The organism is Gordonia sp. G4, from assembly GCF_057770005.1.
Genome location: NZ_CM173442.1, coordinates 5,008,471 through 5,031,243, shown reverse-complemented (window position 1 = coordinate 5,031,243; position 22,773 = coordinate 5,008,471). Strand labels below are relative to the sequence as shown.

At 70.2% G+C, this 22,773-nt stretch carries 18 protein-coding genes and 1 pseudogene; 14 read left to right on the top strand and 5 right to left on the bottom strand.

What is annotated here, in order from left to right:
* Nucleotides 1-76: 76 nt before the first annotated feature.
* Entirely contained in the window at nucleotides 77-442 is a 366-nt protein-coding gene (locus AC3B5T_RS22685; RefSeq protein WP_010843646.1) for an Rv2175c family DNA-binding protein, read from the top strand.
* On the opposite strand, the gene AC3B5T_RS22680 is transcribed toward AC3B5T_RS22685, so the two are convergent.
* Together AC3B5T_RS22680 and AC3B5T_RS22675 are read right to left on the bottom strand one after the other, a co-directional pair.
* Nucleotides 430-2,013 (bottom strand): alpha-(1->6)-mannopyranosyltransferase A, encoded by a 1,584-nt coding sequence (locus AC3B5T_RS22680; protein ID WP_055476144.1) that lies wholly within the window; start codon nucleotides 2,011-2,013, stop codon nucleotides 430-432. The two genes, AC3B5T_RS22685 and AC3B5T_RS22680, sit on opposite strands and share 13 nt — an antisense overlap.
* 8 nt (nucleotides 2,014-2,021) lie before the next feature.
* The gene (locus tag AC3B5T_RS22675; RefSeq protein ID WP_055476116.1) at nucleotides 2,022-3,164 is read right to left on the bottom strand and encodes a polyprenyl synthetase family protein; all 1,143 of its coding nucleotides are present in this window, start codon (nucleotides 3,162-3,164) and stop codon (nucleotides 2,022-2,024) included.
* 11 nt (nucleotides 3,165-3,175) lie between these two features.
* On the opposite strand from AC3B5T_RS22675, the gene AC3B5T_RS22670 reads away from it, so the two are divergent.
* Nucleotides 3,176-4,153 carry a methylenetetrahydrofolate reductase gene (locus AC3B5T_RS22670; protein WP_035717842.1) on the top strand — a complete coding sequence of 326 codons (978 nt, stop codon included), beginning with the start codon at nucleotides 3,176-3,178 and terminating at the stop codon, nucleotides 4,151-4,153.
* A gap of 48 nt (nucleotides 4,154-4,201) precedes the next feature.
* Here AC3B5T_RS22670 and AC3B5T_RS22665 read toward each other — a convergent pair whose 3' ends face one another.
* From AC3B5T_RS22665 to AC3B5T_RS22655, 3 genes are all read right to left on the bottom strand, one after another.
* Nucleotides 4,202-5,179 (bottom strand): LppM family (lipo)protein, encoded by a 978-nt coding sequence (locus tag AC3B5T_RS22665; protein ID WP_055476117.1) that lies wholly within the window; start codon nucleotides 5,177-5,179, stop codon nucleotides 4,202-4,204.
* Between the two features lie 176 nt (nucleotides 5,180-5,355).
* The gene (locus tag AC3B5T_RS22660; protein WP_055476118.1) at nucleotides 5,356-6,975 is read right to left on the bottom strand and encodes a phytoene desaturase family protein; all 1,620 of its coding nucleotides are present in this window, start codon (nucleotides 6,973-6,975) and stop codon (nucleotides 5,356-5,358) included.
* 2 nt (nucleotides 6,976-6,977) lie between these two features.
* A complete protein-coding gene (locus tag AC3B5T_RS22655) occupies nucleotides 6,978-7,652 on the bottom strand; it encodes a GNAT family N-acetyltransferase (RefSeq protein WP_055476119.1) in 675 nt (224 codons plus the stop codon).
* 374 nt (nucleotides 7,653-8,026) lie between these two features.
* Between AC3B5T_RS22655 and AC3B5T_RS22650 the strand changes: the two genes are divergently transcribed.
* The 12 genes and pseudogenes from AC3B5T_RS22650 (at nucleotide 8,027) to murG (ending at nucleotide 22,688) form a co-directional block, all read left to right on the top strand.
* Nucleotides 8,027-8,500, top strand: a complete 474-nt coding sequence (locus tag AC3B5T_RS22650) for an SAV_6107 family HEPN domain-containing protein (RefSeq protein WP_055476145.1) — start codon at nucleotides 8,027-8,029, stop codon at nucleotides 8,498-8,500.
* A gap of 165 nt (nucleotides 8,501-8,665) precedes the next feature.
* Nucleotides 8,666-9,070, top strand: coding sequence for a DUF3040 domain-containing protein (locus AC3B5T_RS22645; protein WP_014927300.1), 405 nt, complete (start codon nucleotides 8,666-8,668; stop codon nucleotides 9,068-9,070).
* Nucleotides 9,071-9,683: 613 nt separating this feature from the next.
* Nucleotides 9,684-10,124 carry a division/cell wall cluster transcriptional repressor MraZ gene (gene mraZ / locus AC3B5T_RS22640; protein ID WP_055476120.1) on the top strand — a complete coding sequence of 147 codons (441 nt, stop codon included), beginning with the start codon at nucleotides 9,684-9,686 and terminating at the stop codon, nucleotides 10,122-10,124.
* 243 nt (nucleotides 10,125-10,367) lie between these two features.
* On the top strand, nucleotides 10,368-11,354 hold the full coding sequence (rsmH, locus tag AC3B5T_RS22635; protein WP_055476121.1) for a 16S rRNA (cytosine(1402)-N(4))-methyltransferase RsmH: 987 nt from the start codon (nucleotides 10,368-10,370) through the stop codon (nucleotides 11,352-11,354).
* 2 nt (nucleotides 11,355-11,356) lie between these two features.
* Complete coding sequence (ftsL, locus tag AC3B5T_RS22630; RefSeq protein ID WP_055476122.1) at nucleotides 11,357-12,205, top strand: cell division protein FtsL; 849 nt, start codon at nucleotides 11,357-11,359, stop codon at nucleotides 12,203-12,205.
* Nucleotides 12,206-12,314: 109 nt separating this feature from the next.
* A pseudogene (locus AC3B5T_RS22625) lies at nucleotides 12,315-14,239 on the top strand (peptidoglycan D,D-transpeptidase FtsI family protein).
* 277 nt (nucleotides 14,240-14,516) lie between these two features.
* Nucleotides 14,517-16,193, top strand: coding sequence for a UDP-N-acetylmuramoyl-L-alanyl-D-glutamate--2,6-diaminopimelate ligase (locus AC3B5T_RS22620; RefSeq protein ID WP_055476124.1), 1,677 nt, complete (start codon nucleotides 14,517-14,519; stop codon nucleotides 16,191-16,193).
* Nucleotides 16,193-16,678: a UDP-N-acetylmuramoyl-tripeptide--D-alanyl-D-alanine ligase gene (locus tag AC3B5T_RS22615; RefSeq protein ID WP_010843660.1), complete on the top strand. Its 486-nt coding sequence runs from the start codon at nucleotides 16,193-16,195 to the stop codon at nucleotides 16,676-16,678. Before AC3B5T_RS22620 ends, AC3B5T_RS22615 begins: the two co-directional genes overlap by 1 nt.
* A 127-nt stretch (nucleotides 16,679-16,805) precedes the next feature.
* The gene (gene mraY / locus AC3B5T_RS22610) at nucleotides 16,806-17,903 is read left to right on the top strand and encodes a phospho-N-acetylmuramoyl-pentapeptide-transferase (RefSeq protein WP_010843661.1); all 1,098 of its coding nucleotides are present in this window, start codon (nucleotides 16,806-16,808) and stop codon (nucleotides 17,901-17,903) included.
* Complete coding sequence (gene murD / locus AC3B5T_RS22605) at nucleotides 17,896-19,479, top strand: UDP-N-acetylmuramoyl-L-alanine--D-glutamate ligase (protein WP_488357951.1); 1,584 nt, start codon at nucleotides 17,896-17,898, stop codon at nucleotides 19,477-19,479. Before mraY ends, murD begins: the two co-directional genes overlap by 8 nt.
* Before the next feature lie 5 nt (nucleotides 19,480-19,484).
* Nucleotides 19,485-21,404, top strand: a complete 1,920-nt coding sequence (gene ftsW / locus AC3B5T_RS22600) for a putative lipid II flippase FtsW (RefSeq protein ID WP_488357949.1) — start codon at nucleotides 19,485-19,487, stop codon at nucleotides 21,402-21,404.
* A 153-nt stretch (nucleotides 21,405-21,557) separates the two neighbouring features.
* On the top strand, nucleotides 21,558-22,688 hold the full coding sequence (murG, locus tag AC3B5T_RS22595; protein ID WP_010843664.1) for an undecaprenyldiphospho-muramoylpentapeptide beta-N-acetylglucosaminyltransferase: 1,131 nt from the start codon (nucleotides 21,558-21,560) through the stop codon (nucleotides 22,686-22,688).
* The last annotated feature ends 85 nt before the right edge of the window (nucleotides 22,689-22,773 follow it).

The following is a 22,773-nucleotide window of genomic DNA, read 5'->3' as shown; positions in this document are numbered from 1 at the left end:
CGGTCGGGGGCAGGCAACGCGGTGCACGTCACGCCGCAGGTTTCACCCGACCCCGATGACCCGCTAGGCTTTCGGCGTGGGTTCCCTACCTCTCTCGCCCGACAAGCTGCCCGCCGATCTCGAGGTGCTGTCGGTCGACGACGTCGCCGACCGGCTACACGTGTCGACAAACCGGGTCCGGACACTCATCCGCGATCACCACCTGCTCGCCGTGTCCCGCAACGGTCATCCGGTGATCCCGGCGGTGTTCTTCGACGACGACGGTGTCGTCAAGCACTTCTACGGTCTGGTCGAGGTGCTCCTCGACGGCGGATTCACCCGCGACGAGGCGATGTCGTGGCTGTTCACCGAGCACGACGACCTCGGCCTCCATCCCGCCGCGGCGCTGCACACCCACTCCGCGCGTGAGGTCATCCGGAGGGCCCAGGCTCAGGCCTTCTGACCTGTCCCGTCCCGCACCGTGTGCCCGTCCGCGCCCGATGTGTCCGGCGGCCCACCGACCGCCCCGGCCCATCGGCCGAACCGGCCCAGCCGCAACGGGTCCCGATGGGACAGCGACCAGGCCGCGAGTCCCGCGAGTGCTGCTGCCAGCGCCACCTCGACCGGCTTGTAGAAGACGATCGCGTCGTCGGGCTGGAACACGATCAGCAGGAACGTCGACGCTCCTACGACCGTCGCCCGCACCCACACCGGCAGGTCGAAGGCCACCACGATCACCAGCACCCACGTGTAATACCAGGGCAGAGTCGACGGTTCGAGCAGCAGTACGGCCAGCATCGCCCAGGCCATTCCGGCCACCGCATCGCGGACGTCGTGCCGGTGCCGCCACCACACCGCGACGAGCGTCACCGCGAGGACGACCGAACCGATCGCCCGCGTGACCTCGAGGACCGGTTGCAGGTTGAGCGCGACGAACGGTGCGGCGACCAGGGTCACGAGATGGGCGGCGAGGGTGGGGATGGTGAACCAGTTGATGATGACGTCGGCCCACCCCAGGCCGGTGAGCCAGCCGAGTCCCAGACCGATCGCCAGGGTCCACACCCCGAACACCGCCACCGCGATCCCGACGATCGACGCGAACACCGTCACGACGTCGCGGGGTGTCACGGGTCGACGAGAGCGAATGTGCGACAGCCAGATCCACAGGACGAACGGCAACGCGATCCCGGCGGTGATCTTGATCGACACGGCGAGCGCCAGGACCGACGTGCCCACCACGTGCCGGCCGTCGACCACCAGGACGATCCCGGTGACGAGGACGCCCATCATCAGCAGCTCGACGTGCGGCCCGGCCACGAGGTGGATCAGCACCATCGGGTTGAACAGCACCAGCCAGAGTCCGGCCTGGGGGGAGGCCCCGAACCGTTCGGCCAGTCGCGGGATCGCCCACAGCGACAAGAAGAGTCCGGGCAGCAGCACGAGCCGGATGGCCAGGACGCCCAGGATCACGTGATCGCCGGTGATCTCGGTGACCACGCGCAGCATCCCCATGAAGAACGGGCCGTACGGGGCGGTCGTCGTGGCCCAGACCTGCGCCATGCTGTCCACGAGTGGACCGGGAACATGAGCGGGACCGTCGGCGTAGGGGTCGAAACCGGCACCGAACACGGCGCCCTGCGCCAGATAGGCGTAGACGTCGCGGGAGTACACCGGCACCGCCACGAGCAGCGGGGCGGCCCACACCAGCACCCACCGGCGCAGCACCCGGGTCGTCGGCACGGCGTCCGGCTCATCGGCGACGGTGTCCGGATCGGCGGCGCGGTTCGCTTCGATGATCCGACGACCCATCCGGACCCAGCCGAACACCATCAGGAACACGCCCAGCCAGAACAGGGTGCCGAAGACGTTCTTCCCGTGTCCGTAGGTGATCCAGCTCAGACCCAGGTCCGAGAGGAGGGCGGTGTTGCGCGGCGGGTCGCCGACGCCGAAGCTGCCGAGACAGACGAGCACAGACCCGATAGCACCGAGGACGAGATCGCCCCGGCCGGCGCCACCGGCGGCGGCGCGCGTCACGGGAGCGTTCACGCCTCGCGGTGCGCGACGCGATGCGCGACCGCGATCAGCTCGGCCCTGATGTCCTCGCCGATGTCGGCGGCGTCGAGGGCGGTCAACGCCGACCGCAACAGCTCGTCGATCGAGTTCTCCACCTCGTCCACCGCGCCGACCTCGACGAAAATGGCTCGCGCGGAGTCCAATTCGTCGGCATCCAGGGAGCGCCCGAGATAGGAACGAAGGCGGGCGCCGAGGTCGGGGTCGGCCGCATCGGCTCGCTGCAGTGCAGTCGCCAGCAGCGCCGTGCGCTTGCCGGAGACCAGGTCGTCGCCGGACGGTTTCCCGGTCCGATCCGGATCGCCGAAGACGCCGAGCAGATCGTCGCGGAGCTGAAACGCGACCCCGAGATCGTGCCCGATCGAACGCAGGCTCGACACGAGCTGTTCGGACGCACCCGCCATCCGTGCACCCAGTTCGAGTGGTCGCGCGACGGTGTAGGCGGCCGTCTTGAACTCCATCACCCGGTACGCGGCCTCGGTCGAGTCGTCTCCGCCGGCCTCGTTCACGATGTCGAGGAACTGGCCGCCGAGCACCTCGGTCCGCATCGCCGCCCACGTCGCGCCCACGTCGACGGGCAACCGACGGTGGCCGCCGGTCTCGGGCGAAACCCCCGGCCGGTGCCCGTGGACCAGGTCGTCCGCCCACGCGAGCGCGAAGTCGCCGGCGAGGATCGCGGCCGCGACCCCGTGCGCACCGGGGTCCCCGGCCCACGCGGCGTCCGCGTGGCGCGACTCGAACTCCCGGTGCACTGTCGGATGCCCGCGCCGGGTGTCGGACCGGTCGATGATGTCGTCGTGGATGAGCGCGCAGGCCTGCACGAGTTCGAGTGCCGCGCAGACCCGCAGTGCGTCACGCGGGCCGGGTGCGGCGTCCCCGACGGGGGTGCGGTCCGACGACGATGTCCCGCAGCGCCATCCGGCGAAGACGAAGACCGGCCGGATGCGCTTGCCGCCACGCAGGACGAACTCCCGGATCAGTTCGGCGGCCTCGCCGACCACCGGCGCGATCGCGGCGGTGGCGGGGACCGCGTCGGCGAAGAAAGCACGTAATTCGGCCTCGACGGCGCCCGGGACCGCATCGAGCGAGGTGGGCGTGGGGATCGTGGAGGTCACCCTGCCAGGCTATGCGACCAGCTCCGTACACTGTGCGAGTGACCCCAACCGCTCCCGCACCCTCGATCGTCGAACGCCTGTCCGCTCCGCACCGCGGTCCGGTCCCGTTCTCCGTCGAGTTCTTCCCCCCGCGTGACGCCGAGGCCGAGTCCCGGCTCTGGCGCGCGGTGCGCATCTTCGAGCGGTTGTCCCCGGCATTCGTCTCGATGACCTACGGCGCCGGCGGTTCCACCCGAGACCGCACCGTGCGTATCACCGGCGAGCTCGCCGCGCAGACCACGCTGCTGCCGGTGGCCCACCTGACCGCGGTCAACCACAGCGTTGCGGAACTTCGGGCGCTGGTCGGCGCCTACGCCGACCAGGGCATCACCAACATCCTCGCGCTTCGCGGCGACCCGCCCGGTGACCCGCTCGGCGAGTGGGTCGCCCATCCCGACGGCGTCGAGTATGCCGAGCAGCTCGTCCGGCTCATCGACACGCTGGGCGACTTCCACGTGGGAGTGGCGTCGTTCCCGGAGACCCATCACCGGTCGCCCGACATCGATCACGACACCCGCACGCTCGTCGACAAGCTACGAGCCGGAGCCGAGTACTCCATCACCCAGATGTTCTTCGACGTCGAGCACTACCTGCGACTCCGTGATCGCGTCGCGGCCGCCGATCCCGAGCAGGGAAGCAAGCCGATCATCCCCGGCATCATGCCGGTGACCTCACTGGCCACCGCGCGGCGGATGGTCGAGCTGTCGGGTTCGGTGATCCCGCCCGACGTCGAGGAACGCTTCGCCAAGGCCGCGGGCAACGGCGCCGAAGAGGACCGCGCGTCGGTCCGCGCCGTCGGCATCGACTTCGCCACCGAGATGGCGCAGCGCCTCATCGCCGAAGGTGCGCCCTGCCTGCATTTCTGCAGCCTCAACTTCGCCAAGGCCACGACAGAGGTACTGGGCCGCCTCGGCGTGGACGTCGACGCCGCGTTGCACGTTTCGGCCTGATCGGGAGGACCCGTCCCGCCGCGCCGGCTTCGACGCGGCCGGCCGGGATCACTTGTCGGCGGGCGGTGCCGTCCGGTCCGGTGCCGGCGTTCCCGAGGCCGGACCCGACGCGGGATCGGCGGCAGCGGCGAGTCCTTCGCCCGAGATCGTCGACGGAGCTGTCGTCGTCGGGACCGGACGTCCGGGGCGTGGTCCGCGGTAGCGCTTGGTGTAGGCGATCCGGACGATCACCAGGACGACCGCTACGCACAACAGCGCGACGAACCACGACCAGCTGCTGACCGCGGCGGTCGCCGGATCCGGATAGGTGGCGTCGGCGCTGAAGTCCGACGGTTCGCCCGGTGCGGGTGTCCAGGTCACGGTCGATTCGCCGACCTGCTCGCCGTTCGTCGCGGTCACCGGCCCGCCGAAGGTGACGGTCAGCTGAACATAGTCGCGGTTCGGCACGAGCTCGGTCAGGTCGGTGTCACCGCGGAAACGCACCACCTCACCGCTGCGTTTGGCGGTGAGGTCCATCGTCAGCGAGGTGTCGCCGTAGGCATCGGCCACGATGTCGCCGAGCTGGGCGAACTGTCCCGCGGTGAGATCGCTGAACGTTGCCCGCGCGCCCACTCGGGTGGCGGGATCGTCCTCGTCGGGGTTCCCCTCCGCGCCGGCGTCGTCGTTCCCGGCGGTCTCGGAGGGGGAGGGGGATTCCGGTTCGGTCGTGTCCTCGGGTCCGGCGCCGGGGGTCGACGACGGGTCGTCGGGTCGGTCGGGCGCCTGCCGGTAGTCGGTCACCGAGACCTGTCCGGCCATCGACTCGGGCAGATCGAACTGCGGTGTGCCGCGTGGATTGTCCGGGGTGGTCGCCACGACCACGCTCCCCGAGTAGCGGTCGCCGACCGTCGTCGACCGCTCGAGACAACCGGCCATCAGGGGGGACAGGGCGACGAGGGCGACGGCCACCGCGGACGGCAGCAGTCGCCGGGCACGGCGGGACCCGGGCGCACCCGGTACGGGATTCGACGAACGCACGGTGCTCATCGTGCCAGACCCCGGCCGGAGCGCGGGTCACCGATCGCGCCGCGCCGCGTCGGGCCTCCGGCCTGAAAACCACCCCGGCGATACGCCCCGCACAAGCGCAGCGGTGTCATATCGCTGTCGGCGGTCTCGCGTAGGGCACTTACCCGGGGCGCTCGCGGATCGGATGGTCGGAGACTTTAGGACCGACGGCCGAACCCCCGTCGCCCGCGTCGCAGGACCGCGTGGGCGGCGATGTACCCGCTGGCGCCGGTGACACCTCCGCCGGGGTGAGTCGACGCGCCGGCGAGGAACAGGCCGTCGGCACCGGGGACGCGGTGGCCCGAGAGGTCGGGGGTCGGGCGCCACATGAACATCTGGTCGATGGACATCTCGACGTGCATGATGTTGCCGCCGATCAGACCCAGTTCGTCGGCGAGGTCTCTCGGCGTCTGGATGTACCGGTGCGCGATCGAGTCGGCGAAACCGGGTGCGTGGCGGTCGACCTCGTCGCAGACCGCCTTCGCGGCGCGGTCGGCCGCGGCGGGCCAGTCGCCCTCGGCCAGCCGGTACGGATGCCACTGTGCCCAGAGATTGATGACGGAGCGGCCCGGCGGTGCGAGCGTCGGGTCGATCGCCGAATAGCTCATCGCGACCACGGCCGGACGCGGCGGGAGCTCGCCCACCGACGCCGCGGCGTGGGCCCTGGTGAGGTGGGCGCGGTCGGTGACCAGCAGTCCGAGAGCGGAATGGACGCCGTGCTCGGGCAGGTCGCCGGGCAGATCCCGGTAGTCGGGCAGGCTCGTCGTCCCGAGCCGCACGGCCATCCCGATCCCGTTGCCCACGACGATGGAGCGTCGCCACCGGTCGATGATGCCGGCGTCGTAACCGCCGGCGGCGAGCAGATCCAGCGTGGTCAGCACGTGGCAGGCGCTGATGACGGTCCCGGTGCAGCGGGATTCGCCGCTGCGGGTGACCACTCGCCAGTGGTCACCGCAACGGGCGACGGAGACCGCGGGGTCGCCGCACGAGACCACGCCGCCGTCCGCGCCGATCCGATGGACGAGCGCATCGGTGAGGGCACCGCTGCCCCCGATCGCGCGACCGGGCGGAATCCGGTGCATGAGTGCGGCGAAGCCGATCATCGGTGCGGTGCCCGGCGCGCTCATGGGCGGACCCGACTGGGCGCCGAACCACGCGAGTCCGGCCTTGAGCTGCTCGGAGTCGAAGTACTCGTCGAGCAGGGAATCGCCCGAGGCCATCAGTTCGGCGGTGAGGTTGAGCACCCGGCCGCCCCGCCGACCGAAGACCCCGGTGCGCGCCGTGGTCGCGGTGCCGCCGAGGCCGCCGAAGGCACGGCCGAATCTGCCCAGCGTCGCGGGTTGGTAGAACGCGTCCATGACCGCCCGCGCACGCGGCGTCCACGTCGCGACGAATCTCCGGTAGGCGGCGGCATCGGCTGCGCCACAGGCATTCTCGATCGACGCGCAGGTGGCGTCGAGGTCACTCCGGAAGATGATCGGCGGGGCCGTCTCGGTCGCCGGGACGAATGCCCACGGGTCGCAGTCGACGTATCGCAGGCCGTGCGCGGCCAGGTCGAGGTCGTCGAGGACGGGGGAGTGCCGGATCATCAGGTGCGACGACGACCCGCGGTCGACCCGGTGTCCGGGGAACCGTTCGACGGTCGAGACGGCGCCGCCGGGGATCTCGTCCCGCTCGAGGACCTCCACCTCCCGCCCGGCCTGCGCCAGATAGGCCGCGGCGATCAGGCCGTTGTGGCCCCCGCCGATGACGACGGCGTCGCGCCGCGTGCCGTGCATCGCTAGCTCCCGGTTCCGGTGCGTCGGGCCGCGGCCGGCGGTTGCAGCTCCAGCGGGAGCGGGCGTCCGAGGAAGGCGAACGGACGTGGGTCACCGGTGAAGGTGAAGTGACGCAGGACGTCGGTGAATCCCATCCGCCGGTACAGCGACCATGCGCGGTTGTCCTCGGCGGGGATCTCCGGTGTCGAGAGCAGGACGTGGCGCTCGGGGCGGTCGGCGAGGAGCCGGGCGAGCAGCCCCTGTCCGATCCCTCGTCCCTGGGCGGTCGGATGCACGTGTAGCTCGGTGAGTTCGAAGTAGTCGCGGGCGATCGCTTCGACCATCTCGGGCGGCCGGCCCGTCTGGCGGAGGCCGAGCCGCAGCTGCTGATTCCACCACTGGCCCGTCGCGCCGGTGTAGCCGTAGGCGATGCCGACGAGCAGGTCGTCGGGTCCGATGCCGACCGGCGGACCGACCCGACGTCGCGCGGCCGGCATGGTTCGCGCCTCGTACGGGCTCACGGTCTCGACCGCGCCCACCGCACGCCATCCGGGCCGGGCCATGTGCTCGCGCCAGAGCCCGGCGCGGTGGATCTCGGTACCGCGCGGATAGTTCATCGCGGTCACGTAGATCTCCAGTGCGGGCTCGAGCCAGGCCCGGGCGTCCTGGCCGGTCAGGCTCACCAGACGGATCGTCAACGGACTCCCGTTCTCTGCGTCGTCATCCTGTGGGGCGTCGTCGGCCCGCGTATTCCGGTCGCCGGCGCGGGGGCGGCGGAGCCGTCCTCTCCCGGGCATCGCATGGCGGGCCACTTCCGGGAATTGTCCTCTCGATGATGCACACTCGGCAGGAATCGGGTCGCAGGTGGTGGCGTTGTACTTCGCGGCGGTGGTTTCGGGTCACAGATGTCTTGAACCCCGACGCCGGGCTAGCTATATTGAACTTGTCGAACGGATGTTCGATGAATGTGCCTCCGCAAGCTGTTCGCGCACATCCACGACACGGTCCGGCGGTGGACGAGGGAAGCGTCTGCCGCCGGACGACAAACTTCACGCACGAGGAGGAGAACGCCATGGCCAGGCATCGCAGCGCCACAGCTCTCACCCACGCGGTACCCGTCGATCCGGTGATGGTCGGCCGCGCCCGCGACCTCCTCGAGCGTGCGCACCTGCTCCTCGACAACGCGGACGGCGTCGAGGACGGCGCCGAACGTTTCCGTCAGCTCTATCTGGTGGCCCTTCGCGCGTCGGGTGCGGCCCTTGCCGTCCACGAGCCGGTGGGGACCATCCGGCGCAAGACGTCGAACGCCTGGACCCGCATCGGCGTGGTCGCACCAGAGCTGGCGCCGATCGCCGCCCGGTTCGCCTCCCTCTCGCCGGTTCGGATGAAGATCGAGTCCGGCATCATCCGTACGGTCGATCCCGACAGTGTGGCGGGGATGCGACTGCTCGTACTCGATTTCTCCCGACAGGTCGAGACGATGGTCATCGCCTATGAGCAAGGAAAACTCGGTTCCGACGCCCCTCAGATCGGGGCTACGGCGTGAATCCGGCCACACTTGGTCGGTTATCGCACCGGCCTGTCATCCGCAACGGCGAGTAATGGTGGTCGCGGTCGATTTCACCTCGTATCATGGGACGATATAGGCGCAGACGCCTTTCCGGTCGCGGGTGACCTTCGTCGGCGTCACGGATCAGTAGAAGGAGGGTCGGTGCCACTTTCGGAGCACGAGCAACGCATGCTCGAACAAATCGAGAGCGCGCTGTACGCGGAAGACCCCAAGTTTGCGTCCAGTGTCAAGCGTCGACGTCTTGGGAGGTCGAGCGGTCGTCGTCGCCTGCAGGCGGCAGCGGTCTTCGTCGTCGGCCTGGTGATGCTGGTCGGCGGACTCATCGTCGACATCACCATCGGCGGGTTCCCGATAGTGAGCCTGCTGGGCTTCCTGGTGATGTTCGGGGCCGGCCTCTTCGCTCTCTGGGGGGACAGCGGCACCGCAGACTCCGGTTCGTCGGCGCCCAGGGCCGGGAAGAAGCAATCCGGGCCGTCCGGCGGCGGCAAGCGCAAGCTGTCGGAACGCATGGAAGAGCGATTCAATCGCAGGTTCGAGCAGGAGTGATCCGCTGATCTCGACTCCGCGTTCGTCGATCGGCTGACCGACCCCGGCGACAACCGCGTCGCCACCGCGACAACCGCATACGACAAGAGCCGCGTACCCCACGGGTACGCGGCTCTTTCATGCTGCCGTTCGCCGCCTGTGCACGGGACGGACCATGCGGCGCACGATCGACGGGATTGGACGCCCAGTCGACGGATCTGGACGCACAGTCGACGGGATCGGACGCACAGCCGATGGATCTGGACGCACAGTCGACGGATCTGGACGCACGGTCGGCGGTCCCCACGACGCCCCACCGGCGTTCCCCGCTTCTCCCCACACGGGCGCCCCACTATGCCCCACCTTCGCATTTGTCCCGGTCATTCCAGCCCCTCTGGTAACGCCAGACGCCCCTTGCCACGGGTACGAGCGCAGAATTCCGTCGGCGACGCGCCGCGACACGTGCTTCACTTGCCGCGTTTCACTGCTCTGAACTGCGAATTTGTTGAGCGTGGGGGAATCGGGGGGTGGTGGGGGTGGAAAGTGGTGGAAAGTGGGGTACTGTGGCATCACTGGGTGAAGCGGTCCACCACAGCGCAGGAAGCGCAGATCCCGGTGGGCAGGAGGTGTCGACGTGTCCGTGCGATTCGTCGGTACCTACACGCCCAAGTTGGATGACAAAGGGCGGCTCACGTTGCCCGCCAAGTTTCGCGATGCACTGGCAGGAGGGGTAGTGGTCACCAAAGGCCAAGATCACAGCTTGTCGGTGTACCGGACCGAGGAGTTCGATGCGATAGCGGCACGGATCGTCGAGGCGTCCCGAAACGACCCCGATCTGCGTGCGTTTCAGCGAACGTTCTTCGCCGGTTCGGAAGAGCAGCGACCGGACGGTCAGGGCAGGATCAGCCTGTCCGCCGACCATCGCGTGTACGCGGGACTGTCGAAGGAGTGCGTGGTGTTCGGCAGCCTCGATCACCTCGAGATCTGGGATTCGGCCGCGTGGAACGAATACCAGACCCGGCACGAGGAGAACTTCTCGGCCGCCAACTCCGCGGCACTGAACGCGGTGCTGTAGCCGGACACCTGCGCCGGTTGCCGACAAGACACAGACCGAAGAGACAGCAACCGATGGGCGAGTTCGGTGCCCAGAGGCTTCGGGTGGCACGAGGCCCCGGCCCGGTGGCGACCCTGGCGTACTTCCCCAACGCCAGGTGCGCGATCGGGTCGGGACCCCGCTCCATCCGACCGCCTGCTCTCGCCGACCCGAAGCAACCGCCCACCGCCGATACCGCACACATGCCGATGGGGGGTCTTCATCATGGTCGATGCAGGTGACGAACCGCGCCGGTCCGGCGAGTTCGGGCACGTACCGGTGATGGGCGCTCGCATCGTCGAACTGCTTGCCCCGGCCCTGGATTCCGACGATCCGCGGATCTTCCTCGACGCCACCCTCGGCGCCGGCGGACACAGTCAGCTCGTTCTCGAGTCGTTTCCGAACGCCCGGGTGGTCGGCATCGACCGAGATGCCTCGGCGCTCGAGATCGCTCGTGAGCGACTGAGCCCCTACGCCGACCGGATCTCGCTGCACCAGGCGACGTTTCACGAGATCGGCGAAGTGATGGACGCGGCGGGAGAATCGGCTCTCGACGCCGCGCTGTTCGATCTCGGCGTGTCCTCGATGCAGCTGGACCAGGCCGGGCGCGGATTCGCCTACGCGGTGGACGCGCCGCTGGACATGCGGATGAACGCCGACGATCCGCTCACCGCCGCCGACGTGCTCAACACGTACTCGCACGGCGAATTGGCCCGTGTCCTCTCCGATTACGGGGAGGAGCGCTTCGCCGGCCGGATCGCATCGGCGGTGCTGCGGGAGCGTGACAAGGAGCCGTTCACGACAAGTGCGCGTCTCGTCGAATTGCTCTACGACGCGATACCAGCCGCCACCAGACGGACCGGTGGACATCCGGCGAAGCGGACCTTCCAGGCGCTGCGCATCGAGGTCAACCACGAATTGGACGTCCTGCGTGAGGCATTGCCCGCGGCCCTGGACTCGCTCGTGGTCGGCGGTCGGGTCACCGTGATGAGTTATCAGTCGCTGGAGGACCGGATCGTCAAGCGCGAGTTCGCCACGCGCACGTCGTCGACGTCGCCTCCCGGGCTGCCGGTCGAATTGCCCGGTACCGCACCAGAATTCCGTCTCGTCACGCGCGGCGCCGAACGGCCGGACGAGAACGAACTGGCCACCAACCCGCGCTCGGCGCCGGTTCGTGTCCGCGCGATCGAACGAGTCGAGAAGAAGGGCTGAGCATGACCATCCTGCACGAGGCCCCGTCGCGTGCCGACGACGACCGCGACTCCCGACGGTCACGCCGGACCCGCATCGAGTCCGAGCGGGCGACCCGATCGCGCGCCGCCCAACGCGCACTCGACCGGCGCCACCGGCGCACCGCGGCAGGTCGTGCCGCACCGTCGCGTCGTACCGGCGGTGGACTGTCGATGACCGGGGTGTCCCTGCGAGAGCGATTGCAGCACACCCCCTTCGTCGTACCGGTCATCGCACTGCTGGTGCTCGGGCTCGGCCTCAGCCTGTGGCTGTCGACCAAGGCGGCGCAGGACTCCTACAAGCTGGGAATCGAGCGCACACAGAATCAGTCCCTCATCGATCAACGCGACGCCCTCAAGCGCACCTATGAATCCGGCAATTCGGCACCCGAATTGTCCGACAAGGCAGCGCGTCTCGGCATGATCCCGGCCGACAACCCCGCCCGCATGATCGTCGACGACCCTCGGCGGCCGCGAGTGGTGGGCAAGCCGGTACCGGCCTCCGGCCGACCGATGGGGAGTCTGAACCCCGACACCGCACCGGATCCCGCGGACCAGGTCGACCCGAGCCGGGTCGATGACTCGATCGGTCTGGGTGGACGGTCGGGTTCTGACGGGCCCGACGCGGTTCCGACGACCACCCCGCAGCCCACACCATCGCAACCGACCGGCGGACAACCGGCGCCGTCGCAACCCGCACCGTCGCAAACCGCCCCGCCCGGCGCGAATCCGCTGCCGTCCGGGACCGATTCGGTGCCGTCCGGAACGAGCGTGGTTCCGCCGGCCGCGTCGTCGACGCCGACTCCCGCGCCGAATGTGGTGCCCGCCCCGTGAGTTCATCGGCGGCCCGGCACGCAACGTGCGCCGGGTCTCCGGCGTCATCTCCAACCCGCCGGGGTCAAATCCGGTGTAACCACGTTGAAGCGGTGAACAATTGACGACCATGACACGTGCGACCTTCGAGCGGCTCGGCGCGGGGCCGGCACGACCGGGACGCCGCCCCGGGCGGCGGCCCGCCGCGGGGTCGGGGGACCGAAGCGTCCGGGGACCGGCGGACGGAACGGCCGGGGACCGCAGACCTTCGTGTTCCGTGCGCGCGCGGCGGGAGTACTGGTACTGCTCGTGGTTCTCGCGGTCGCGGTCAAGATGATCGTCGTGCACACCGTGCAGGCCGGGGCGATCTCCGCCGAAGCGGCGCAGCAGCGCGAGTACACCCAGGTGCTCACCGCCAAACGCGGAGCGATCCTCGACCGCAACGGGCGGCCGCTCGCCTACACCGACGAAGCCAGATCGTTGACGTTCCTGCCCAAGGCCGTTCGCAAGACGATCGAGGAAGAGCATCGCAAGAATCCGGCTCTGCCGGACGTCGACACCAGGCTCAAGGAGATCGCGAAGGGGGTGTCGGTGGCCCTGGGCGGGTCGATCAGCGAAGCGGATCTGCTCGAGAAGGTCACCGGCGAGGACACTTTCGTGTACCTGGCCCGCTCGGTGAGCCCCGATGTCGCGTCACGGATCACCGAGGAGTTCCCCGAGGTCGGCGCGGACCCGCAGAGCATCCGTCTCTACCCCGGGGGATCGCTGGCCGCGAACGTGGTCGGTGACGTGAACTACGACGGCAACGGCCTCATCGGACTCGAGGCGTCGCTTGACTCCATCCTGTCCGGAACCGACGGTTCGCGGACCTACGACCGCGGATCGGACGGCGCGATCATCCCCGGCAGCATGCGCAACGTGCATCCGGCGCTCAACGGTGCGACGGTGCGGCTCACCCTCGACTCCGACATCCAGTGGTTCGTCCAGAGTCAGATCATGAAGGCCAAGCAGGCATCTGGTGCGCAGGGGGCGTCGGCGGTCGTGTTGGACGCGAGGACCGGCGAGGTGCTGGCGATGGCGAACGACGGGACCTTCAACGCGTCGATCCCGCTGTCCGAGCAGCCCGATGCCGAGTTGGGCAACCCCGCCGTCACGTCCCCGTTCGAACCGGGCTCGGTCAACAAGCTGATCGCTGCCGCGGCGGCCGTCGAATACGGGATCACCCGGCCGGAGACGGTTCATCGGGTACCCGGGAGCATCCAGATGGCCGGTGTGACCGTGCGCGATGCGTGGCCGCACGGGGTCGAGCCGTACACCACCACCGGGATCTTCGGTAAGTCGTCGAACGTCGGCACCCTGATGCTCGCGCAGCGGATCGGTGAGGAGCGCTTCGCCGACATGGTCAAGAGGTTCGGTCTCGGACAGCGGACCGGGGTGGGACTGCCGGCGGAGAGCGCGGGGGAGGTGCCCGCACTGAGTCAGTGGTCGGGCGGTTCGTTCGCCAACCTGCCCATCGGGCAAGGGCTTTCGATGTCGCTGTTGCAGATGACCGCCATGTACCAGGCGATCGCCAACGACGGGCTGCGTATCCCGCCGCGGATTCTGTCCTCCGAACAGCGCGACGGGTCGACACCCGACCAGCGGGCGCGGCCCCAGCCGGTCCGGGTCGTGAGCGAGTCCACCGCGCGCACCGTGCGGGACATGTTCCGGTCGGTGGTGCAGGACGATCCGACGGGTGAACAGCAGGGCACCGGCACCAAGGCGGCCGTCGACGGCTATCAGGTGAGCGGCAAGACCGGCACCGCGCAGCAGGTCGATCCGGCGTGCGGCTGCTACTCGAACTCGCGCTACAACATCACGTTCGCGGGCATCGCCCCGGCCGACAACCCGCGCTACGTCGTCGGCATCATGCTCGACAACCCCCGGCGCAGTTCCGACGGGTCGGGCGGTCAGTCGGCCGCTCCGCTGTTCTCGACCATCACCTCGTGGATGCTCCAGCGCGCCCAGGTGCCGCTGTCGACGCCGACACCGCGACTGACCCTGACCGCGCGGTAGTCCGGCGGCGGCCGCCGCCGACCGGTCGGGCGATCCGGACACGTGTGGCCCCGGGCGCACCGTGTGCCGGGACCGTCCGGGCGGGTCGGTATCGTGAGTGCGATTCCGTGCCCCCGGAGAGGGCCGACGCATCGTGCGGCCCGCCCCATCCGATGTCGCGCCACCGACCCCGGCACCGATCCGTCACGCCCGACCAGCACCGGCCGGCACCAGCGAGCACACCCCGCTCGCGCAGCGCAGAACCGCGAGAGAAGAACCGAGGAGGCGAGGAGCACCGATGGCGTCTCGTCGACGATCACAAGACCCGCGTGGTGGACCCATCCGTCCCAGCGACGTCACGCCGACACTTGTGTCCGTGCTGTCCACCGCCACCGGGGCCAGGCTCGACCTCGTCGGCGGCGCCGACGCCGAGTCGACCGTGACCGGGGTGACGCTGCGTGCCCAGGAGGTCCGGCCCGGTGATCTGTTCGCCGCACTGCCCGGGTCGAGCACGCATGGCGCGCGATTCGCCGACCAGGCCGTGGCGGCCGGTGCGTCGGCCATCCTCACCGATCCGGCCGGCCGGGCCGAGCTGGCCCGCGTGCTGCCGCCGGAGACCGCCGTCGCGGTCCTCATCCATCCGGCGCCGCGCACGGTCCTCGGCAACGTCAGTGCGCGCGTCTACGGCAACCCGTCGCAGCGGCTCAAGCTGATCGGTGTCACCGGCACGTCGGGTAAGACCACCACGTCCTACCTCGTCGAGGCCGCCCTGCTGGCCGCCGGCCACTCCGTCGGACTGATCGGCACCGTCGAGACGCGCGTGAACGGCGTCGCCCAGCCGAGTTCGCTGACCACCCCGGAGGCGCCGACCCTGCAGGCCCTGCTCGCGGCGATGCTCGAGGACGGCGTCGACATCGTGGTCATGGAGGTGTCGAGTCACGCGCTGGCGCTCGGCCGCGTCGACGGTGCGCATTTCGCGATCGGCGCGTTCACCAACCTCTCGCAGGATCATCTCGACTTCCACCAGACGATGCGCGCCTACTTCGACGCCAAGGCGCAGCTGTTCGTCCCGTCCGCCCCCACCCATGCCGTCCGGGCGGTCGTCTGCGTCGACGACGAGTGGGGTCGACGGATGGCCGAGCTCGCCCGGCGGCCGGGAGAGTCCGCCCATCTGCAGCCGGTCACGGTGTCCACCGGGCCGACGCCGGCCCACTGGCACGCGGGTGAGTCGTCGCTCGATCCCGACGGTTCGTCGCGCACACCGTTCTCCGAGCCGGACGGCACCCACGAGCTCCGCATCCCGCTGCCCGGCCGGTACAACGTGGCCAACGGTCTGCTCGCCGTCGCCGTCGCGCACGCCGCGGGGGTGTCGGTGCCGACCGCGCTCGAGGCGGTGGCGTCGGTGAGCGTGCCGGGACGGTTGCAGCGCATCGACCGCGGACAGCCCTTCCTGGCCCTGGTCGACTACGCGCACAAACCGGGAGCGGTCGACGCGGTGCTGACGACCCTGCGCGGGCAGTCGACCGGACGGGTCGCCATCGTCATCGGTGCCGGCGGCGACCGGGACACCGGGAAACGTCCGCTGATGGGGGAGGCCGCCGCGCGCGGCGCCGAACTCGTCGTCGTCACCGACGACAACCCCCGCACCGAAGATCCGGGCGCGATCCGCGCCGAGGTGCTCGCCGGGGCGCACGCCGTGCCGGTGACCGAGCGACCCCGTGACGCCGAACCCGTCCGCGAGATCGGCGATCGCGCCGCGGCCGTCGAGGCGGCGATCGCGTGGGCGCAGCCCGGTGACATCGTGCTGGTCGCCGGCAAGGGACACGAAGCAGGTCAGGAGATCAACGGCGTGAAGCATCCGTTCGACGACCGCGAGGTCGTCGCCCGTGCGCTGGAGTCCCGCGCGGCGACATCGTGGGCGACGGGGACCACCCGCGCCCCCGGGGGCCCCGACGCGGCGTCCGAGGAGCGGTGATGACGACGCCATCGGTCACGGTCATCCGTGGGAACCCGCCGGTCTCGGTCGACGACGCCCGCCTGCTGCTCCGGCGCCTCGCCGAGTCCGCCGGCGCGGGTCGTACCTGGGCGGTCATCGCCGAACTCGCCTCACCGGCGGGCCTCACCGAGAACCAGCGGGTCGTCGAACACGATCTGCTGGGTCGCCTGGCGGTCCGGCTGGCCGTCGACAAGACTCTCTGCGTGGGCGACTCACGTTCGGTTCACGCCCTCCATCAGGGCGCGGTCATGGAGGGTTCCTGGGGTGACGAGGCGCGCATCGTCGCGACCGCCGACGAGGCCGCAGGTCTCGCCGACATCGACCAGGACTGGCGTCCCGCCGCCGGTGACGTGATCCTGCTGGCGACGGCGACCGCCGACCTCGATGCGGTCATCGCCGCGTGGTCGGAGAGCGCGGGATGGCGGGTCGTCGACGCGACGACCGGCGAGGAGGCGGCACCGTGACCCGCGGGGCGGGGACGAGCAGGTCGGCGACACCACACCGGCTCGGGGCACAGGACAGGTTCGGGGAGACGATCGTGGTCGAGGACAGAATTCCGGTCGGGTACGGAGAGGATGCGGGGGCAACGCGGTGACACAGATACTCCTCGCGGGCGCGATCGCGATCGCGGTGTCGATCCTGCTGACGCCGGTCCTCATCAAGGTGTTCTCCCGGCAGGGATTCGGGCAGGAGATCCGGGTCGAGGGTCCGAAGAGTCACCAGACCAAGCGCGGAACCCCGTCGATGGGCGGTGTCGCGATCCTCGCCGCGCTGTGGGCGGGCTACTTCGGTGCCCATCTCGTCGGGGTCTTCACCGACGCCGGGAACGGGCCGACCGCCTCCGGCCTGCTCGTCCTCGGACTGGCGACCGCGTTGGGCGTCGTCGGCTTCCTCGACGACATCATCAAGATCCGCAAGCACCGCAACCTGGGTCTGAACAAGACCGCGAAGTCGATCGGTCAGTTCGTCGCCGCCATCCTCTTCGGCATCCTGGTGCTGCAGTTCCGCAACGACTACGGCTACACCCCGGCGAGCACCAACCTGTCCTACGTCCGCGACATCGACGCGATCACGCTCGGCTCGGTGGTCTTCGTGGTGTTCTGCTGGCTCGTGGTGGCGGCGTGGTCGAATGCGGTGAACTTCACCGACGGACTCGACGGCCTGGCCGCCGGGTCGATGGCGATGGTCCTGGGCTCCTATGTCCTGGTCACCTTCTTTCAGTTCGTCAACGCCTGCGCGGGTGGCGCCAAGCCGCCCAGCGAGATCACCACCGGCTGCTATCAGGTGCGCGACCCGCTCGACCTCGCGCTGATCGCGGTGGCCGGCGGCGGGGCGTGCCTCGGCTTCCTCTGGTGGAACGCCGCACCCGCCAAGATCTTCATGGGTGACACCGGCTCGCTCGCCCTCGGCGGGATGCTCGCGGGCCTGTCGATCACCACGCGCACCGAGCTGCTCGCGGTCGTCATCGGCGCGCTGTTCGTCGCCGAGATCATGTCGGTGGTGATCCAGATCGCCTTCTTCCGGACCACCGGGCGACGCGTGTTCCGGATGGCGCCCTTCCACCACCACTTCGAACTCGGTGGCTGGGCCGAGACCACGGTGATCATCAGATTCTGGTTGCTCACTGCCATCGCCTGTGCCCTCGGGCTGTCCCTGTTCTACGGCGAGTTCCTGACCACCAATGCCTGATCGCCCGGTGCCGGATCCGAACCCGCCCGGACCCGACGCACGCGACCTGGCCGGCCGGACCGTCGTGGTCGGCGGTGCCGGGACCGCCGGCCTGTCGGCCACCCGGTTCCTGGTGACGCTCGGCGCCGATGTGCTGCTCGCCGACGACCGGTTCGCCGCCCGCGATGCGTCCCCGGCCGATCGGGAGGCGGCGACGGCCGCGGTCGCCGGGGTGGCGGAACTGGTGTCGCACGGCGTCGAGGCGATCGCCGTGTCGGATCTGCTCGCCGATCCCGCACGGCTCGCAGGGGCCGCGGTGGTCATCGTGTCGCCCGGCTTCGCGCCGACCCACCATCTGGTCCGGGCGGCGGCCGACGGCGGCGTCCCGGTCTGGGGCGAGGTCGAACTGGCCTGGCGCGTCGACGCGGCGGGTCTGCTGGGCGAACCACGCACCTGGCTCGTGGTGACCGGGACCAACGGCAAGACGACGACCACCTCGATGCTGGCCGGGATCGTCGAGGCCTCCGGTCGTGCGGGTGCTGCCTGCGGCAACATCGGTCTCCCGGTTCTCGACGCGATGCAGGCCGAGCCGCGGGTGGACGTGCTGTGTGCCGAGTTGTCCTCGTTCCAGCTGCACTGGGCGCCGTCGATCCGTCCGCATGCCGGGGTCGTGCTCAACGTCGCCGAGGACCACCTCGACTGGCACGGCACGTTCGAGGCGTATGCGCTCGCCAAGGCGGGTGCGCTGCGCGGTGCGGTGAGTGTCGTCGGCCTCGACGACCCGGTCGCGTCCGGGCTGCCCGCCGCGGGTCGACGCATCGGCTTCACGCTCGGCGAGCCTCGGCCCGGCCAGCTCGGCGTCAAGGACGGGCAGCTGACCGACCGCGCCTTCGACGCCGGCCACCTGTTCGACGCCGATGCGGTGCGGCCGGCCGGCCCGTCGGGTGTCGCCGACGCGCTGGCCGCGTCGGCGCTGGCGCTCGCGGTCGGCATCGGACCCGATGCGGTGCGGGCCGGCCTGACGGCCTTCCGGCCGGCCGGCCACCGCGGTGAGGTCGTCGCGTCCCGGGACGGTGTCGCCTTCGTCGACGACTCGAAGGCCACCAATCCGCACGCCGCACAAGCCGCCGTGGCCGCCTTCGACCGGGTCGTCCTGATCGCGGGCGGCCTGCTGAAGGGTGCCTCGATGGACGAGATGCTCTCGGCGGTGGGTGCTCGGCTGGTCGGCGTGGTCGCCATCGGGCGCGACCGCGACCTTGTGATCGAGGCGATCGCGCGACACGCCCCAGAAGTCCCAACAGTCACAGTATTCACAGGAGACGATGGCACGGTGAACGTGCATCGTCCGGGACAGGCCGGTCCCCACACCTCAGCGGTTGATCTCCCGGGTACGGGCTCCTCGGCATCGGTGGCGGTCATGGACCGGGCCGTCGAGGAGGCCTGGGCGCTCGCCGTCGCGAGCTCACCCGCACCCGACGCCGTGCTCCTCGCCCCCGCGGCGGCCTCGCTGGACATGTTCGCCGGTTACGGAGCGCGCGGCGACGCCTTCGCCGCCGCCGCGTGCCGGATCGCCGGCTCTTCCACCGCCGGTCGGTGAGTCGGATGAGCAGCCGGACCCCGGCCGCGGACAACGACCCCGACGATGCCGACGGCGTCACCGGCGTCGAGGACACCGAGGCCGGCACTGACACCGACACCGGCACGAAGGCCGAACGGCGGGGAACCAAGCGCGCGGCCGGCACCGCGTCGGCGACCGGTGACGCCTCGAGCCGATCGGCGGGTGCCGCGGCCGCCGCGTCGGTCCCGGCGATCGTCGCAGAGGCGATCCGCAATCTGCTGGCCCGACCGCTCGCGTCGTATCAGCTCATCCTCACGATGTCGTTCCTGCTCACCACATTCGGTCTGGTGATGGTGCTCTCGGCGTCGTCGGTCGAGGGCTACTCCAAAGAGGGATCGGCGTACGGTCTGTTCGCCACCCAGGTGATCTTCGCGTTGCTGGGACTCGTGGTGTTCTATCTGATGCTGCGCGTCCCGGTGCGGCTCCTCCGGCGGTTCGCCGCCCCCGCCATGTTCGTCGCGGTGGTGTTGCTGGCCCTGGTCCTCATCCCCGGCGTCGGCACGCTCAGTCAGGGCGCGCGGCGCTGGTTCGTCATCTACGGGCTGTCGGTGCAGCCGTCCGAGCTGGTCAAGGTCGCGCTGTGCATCTGGGGTGCCCACCTGCTGGCCTCCCGGCGGCGGGACAACGCCTCGCTGCGTGAGCTGTTGGTTCCGCTCGTTCCGGTGGCCATGCTCGTGTGCCTGCTCATCATCCTCGAACCGAACCTCTCGACGACGATCACCATCGCGATCATCGTCGGCGCGCTGCTGTGGTTCGCGGGTCTGCCGATCAAGGTGTTCGCGTCGTTCGCGGTGTCCGGCATCGTGCTGGCCGTGATCCTCGCCCTCGCCGAGGGCTACCGGTCCCAGCGCGTGATGAGCTTCCTCGGCAACGTCGACGACCCGCAGGGCGCGGGCTATCAGGCGCGCCAGGCGACCTACGCGCTGGCGAACGGCGGGGTCTTCGGCGTGGGACTCGGCCAGTCGAGTGCCAAGTGGAATTATCTGCCGAACGCGCACAACGACTTCATCTTCGCGATCATCGGCGAGGAACTCGGGCTGCTCGGCGGCCTCATGGTGGTGTTCCTCTTCGTCGTCCTCGCCTACATCGGCTTCCGGATCGCGCACCGCTCGACCGATCCGTTCCTGCGCCTGATGTCGGCGACCATCACGGTGCTCATCATCGCGCAGGCATTCATCAACATCGGGTACGTCATCGGATTGCTTCCGGTGACCGGAATCCAGCTGCCGCTGGTCTCGGCGGGCGGCACGTCGACGCTGACGGTCCTCGCGATGCTCGGGCTGCTCGCCAACGCGGCCAGACACGAACCCGAGGCGGTGGCGACCCTCACCGGCGGATCGCCGAGCCGCGTCGCACGATGGCTGCGTCTGCCGACACCCGTTGCCTACCGGCAGACGCGCGCGGAGTCGCTGCGCGACCGGCTGGACCAGCGACGCACCGGAGGCCCGCGTGCGACCGCGGGCGCCGGTCACAGTGCTCGAGGGCCGGTGACGCGTCGCCGGCCACCGAGCGGACGGGCGCCATCGGCGGACGCCGGTCGCGGCCGACGACGTTTCCCGCTGCCCTGGAAACGGGCCGCGAAGACGACGCAGTCCCCGCCTAGCGATCGCCGCCACGGCCGGTCGTTCCCGCGCGCAGGCGGCGGCAACACCGGGGGCGCCCGATCGACGGCCACCGGCCGCGGCGGTGGTGCGGGACGTGGCCGACCTGGGCCGTCTCCGCGGGGCGGCGTGGACTACGGTGTCGGGTATCGGGGGAGCGCCCGCGCCGGGAGCGGAGCGAGCGGGCGGGGTGAGTACCGCGCCGGGAGCGGAGCGAGCGGGCGGGGTGAGTACCGCGCCGGGAGCGGAGCGAGGCGGGGTGACCACCGCGGCGCGAGCGGACGAGGCGCGGGTCGCTGGTGACACGGCGGCGCGGACGTGCGACTGCCGCCGGAGACCCGCCGGACGCGGGTCCCGCGCAGATGTGATCAAAGGCTGAATGGAGTGACGACGCCGGTGAGTTCGGGTGCAGTACACGCTGATACGACAGGGCGGCCGAAAGGCCGTCCGCTGTCGGTGGTCGTCGCCGGCGGCGGTACGGCCGGTCACATCGAACCCGCCCTCGCCGTCGCCGACGCGGTCAGCCGACTCGACCCGACCGCCCGCATCACCGCGCTGGGCACCAGCCGGGGCCTCGAAGTCGATCTCGTTCCGGAACGCGGATACGACCTGAAGCTGATCCCGCCGGTCCCGTTGCCGCGCAAACCCGGCCTCGATCTGGCCCGTACCCCCGGCCGCCTACTCGGTTCGGTGGCCGCCACCCGCAAGGTGCTCGACGAGGTCGACGCCGACGTGGTCATCGGCTTCGGTGGTTACGTGTCCGTGCCCGCATACCTGGCGGCGCAGATGCACCTGCGCCGGCGCAATCGGATCCCGATCGTCATCCACGAGGCCAATGCCTCGGCCGGCATCGCCAACAAGGTCGGTGCCCGGTTCGCCGACCGCGTCCTGGCCGCCGTCGACGGTTCGGGTCTCGACGCGACGGTCGTGGGGATCCCCGTCCGTGGCGTGCTCGCCGAACTCGACCGGCCGGCGCTGCGCGCCAAGGCACGCCATTACTTCGGACTCGACGACGATGCGCCGACGCTGCTCGTCTTCGGCGGTTCGCAGGGGGCGCAACGACTCAACGACGCGGTGTCCGGCGCTGCGGAGACGCTGGGCAGGTCCGGCATCGGCGTGCTGCACGCCTATGGCCCCAAGAACTCGATCGACCCCGCGGTCGTCGACGACGCGCCGCCCTACCGCGCCGTCGGATATCTCAAGCGCATGGATCTCGCGTACGCCGCCGCCGATCTGGTGATGTGTCGCTCCGGTGCGATGACGGTCGCCGAGGTGTCGGCGACCGGGTTGCCCGCGATCTACGTCCCGCTGCCGCACGGGAACGGTGAACAGCGACTGAACGCACTGCCCGTCGTGGAGGCCGGCGGGGGACTGCTCGTCGACGACTCGACGGTGGATGCCGACTGGGTCGCCCGCGAAGTGCCCGCGCTGCTCAAGGATTCGGCGCGGCTGCAACAGATGTCGGTCGCCGCCGCGGGTACCGGACACCGGGACGCCGCGTCGGCGGTGGCCACCGCCGCGATCGAACTCGCGCGGGATTTCCGTGCCGGTCGCCGTCGGGGCGGGAGGTCGTCCCGTGAGCGATGAGACGACGGACGACCAGACAGCGAACGACGAGACGGCGAGCGTCGAGACGGCGCCGGGGGCGCTGCCGGATCAGCTGAGACGTGTG

Excerpts from the sequence above, each read along its gene's own strand:
- AC3B5T_RS22650 (WP_055476145.1), top strand. The coding sequence starts at position 8,027 with ATGGCCAGGCATCGCAGCGCCACAGCTCTCACCCACGCGGTACCCGTC.
- AC3B5T_RS22660 (WP_055476118.1), bottom strand. The coding sequence starts at position 6,975 with ATGCACGGCACGCGGCGCGACGCCGTCGTCATCGGCGGGGGCCACAAC.
- murD (WP_488357951.1), top strand. The coding sequence starts at position 17,896 with ATGCCTGATCGCCCGGTGCCGGATCCGAACCCGCCCGGACCCGACGCA.
- AC3B5T_RS22615 (WP_010843660.1), top strand. The coding sequence starts at position 16,193 with ATGACGACGCCATCGGTCACGGTCATCCGTGGGAACCCGCCGGTCTCG.
- AC3B5T_RS22620 (WP_055476124.1), top strand. The coding sequence starts at position 14,517 with ATGGCGTCTCGTCGACGATCACAAGACCCGCGTGGTGGACCCATCCGT.
- rsmH (WP_055476121.1), top strand. The coding sequence starts at position 10,368 with ATGGTCGATGCAGGTGACGAACCGCGCCGGTCCGGCGAGTTCGGGCAC.
- AC3B5T_RS22670 (WP_035717842.1), top strand. The coding sequence starts at position 3,176 with ATGCGACCAGCTCCGTACACTGTGCGAGTGACCCCAACCGCTCCCGCA.
- ftsL (WP_055476122.1), top strand. The coding sequence starts at position 11,357 with ATGACCATCCTGCACGAGGCCCCGTCGCGTGCCGACGACGACCGCGAC.
- AC3B5T_RS22665 (WP_055476117.1), bottom strand. The coding sequence starts at position 5,179 with ATGAGCACCGTGCGTTCGTCGAATCCCGTACCGGGTGCGCCCGGGTCC.
- ftsW (WP_488357949.1), top strand. The coding sequence starts at position 19,485 with ATGAGCAGCCGGACCCCGGCCGCGGACAACGACCCCGACGATGCCGAC.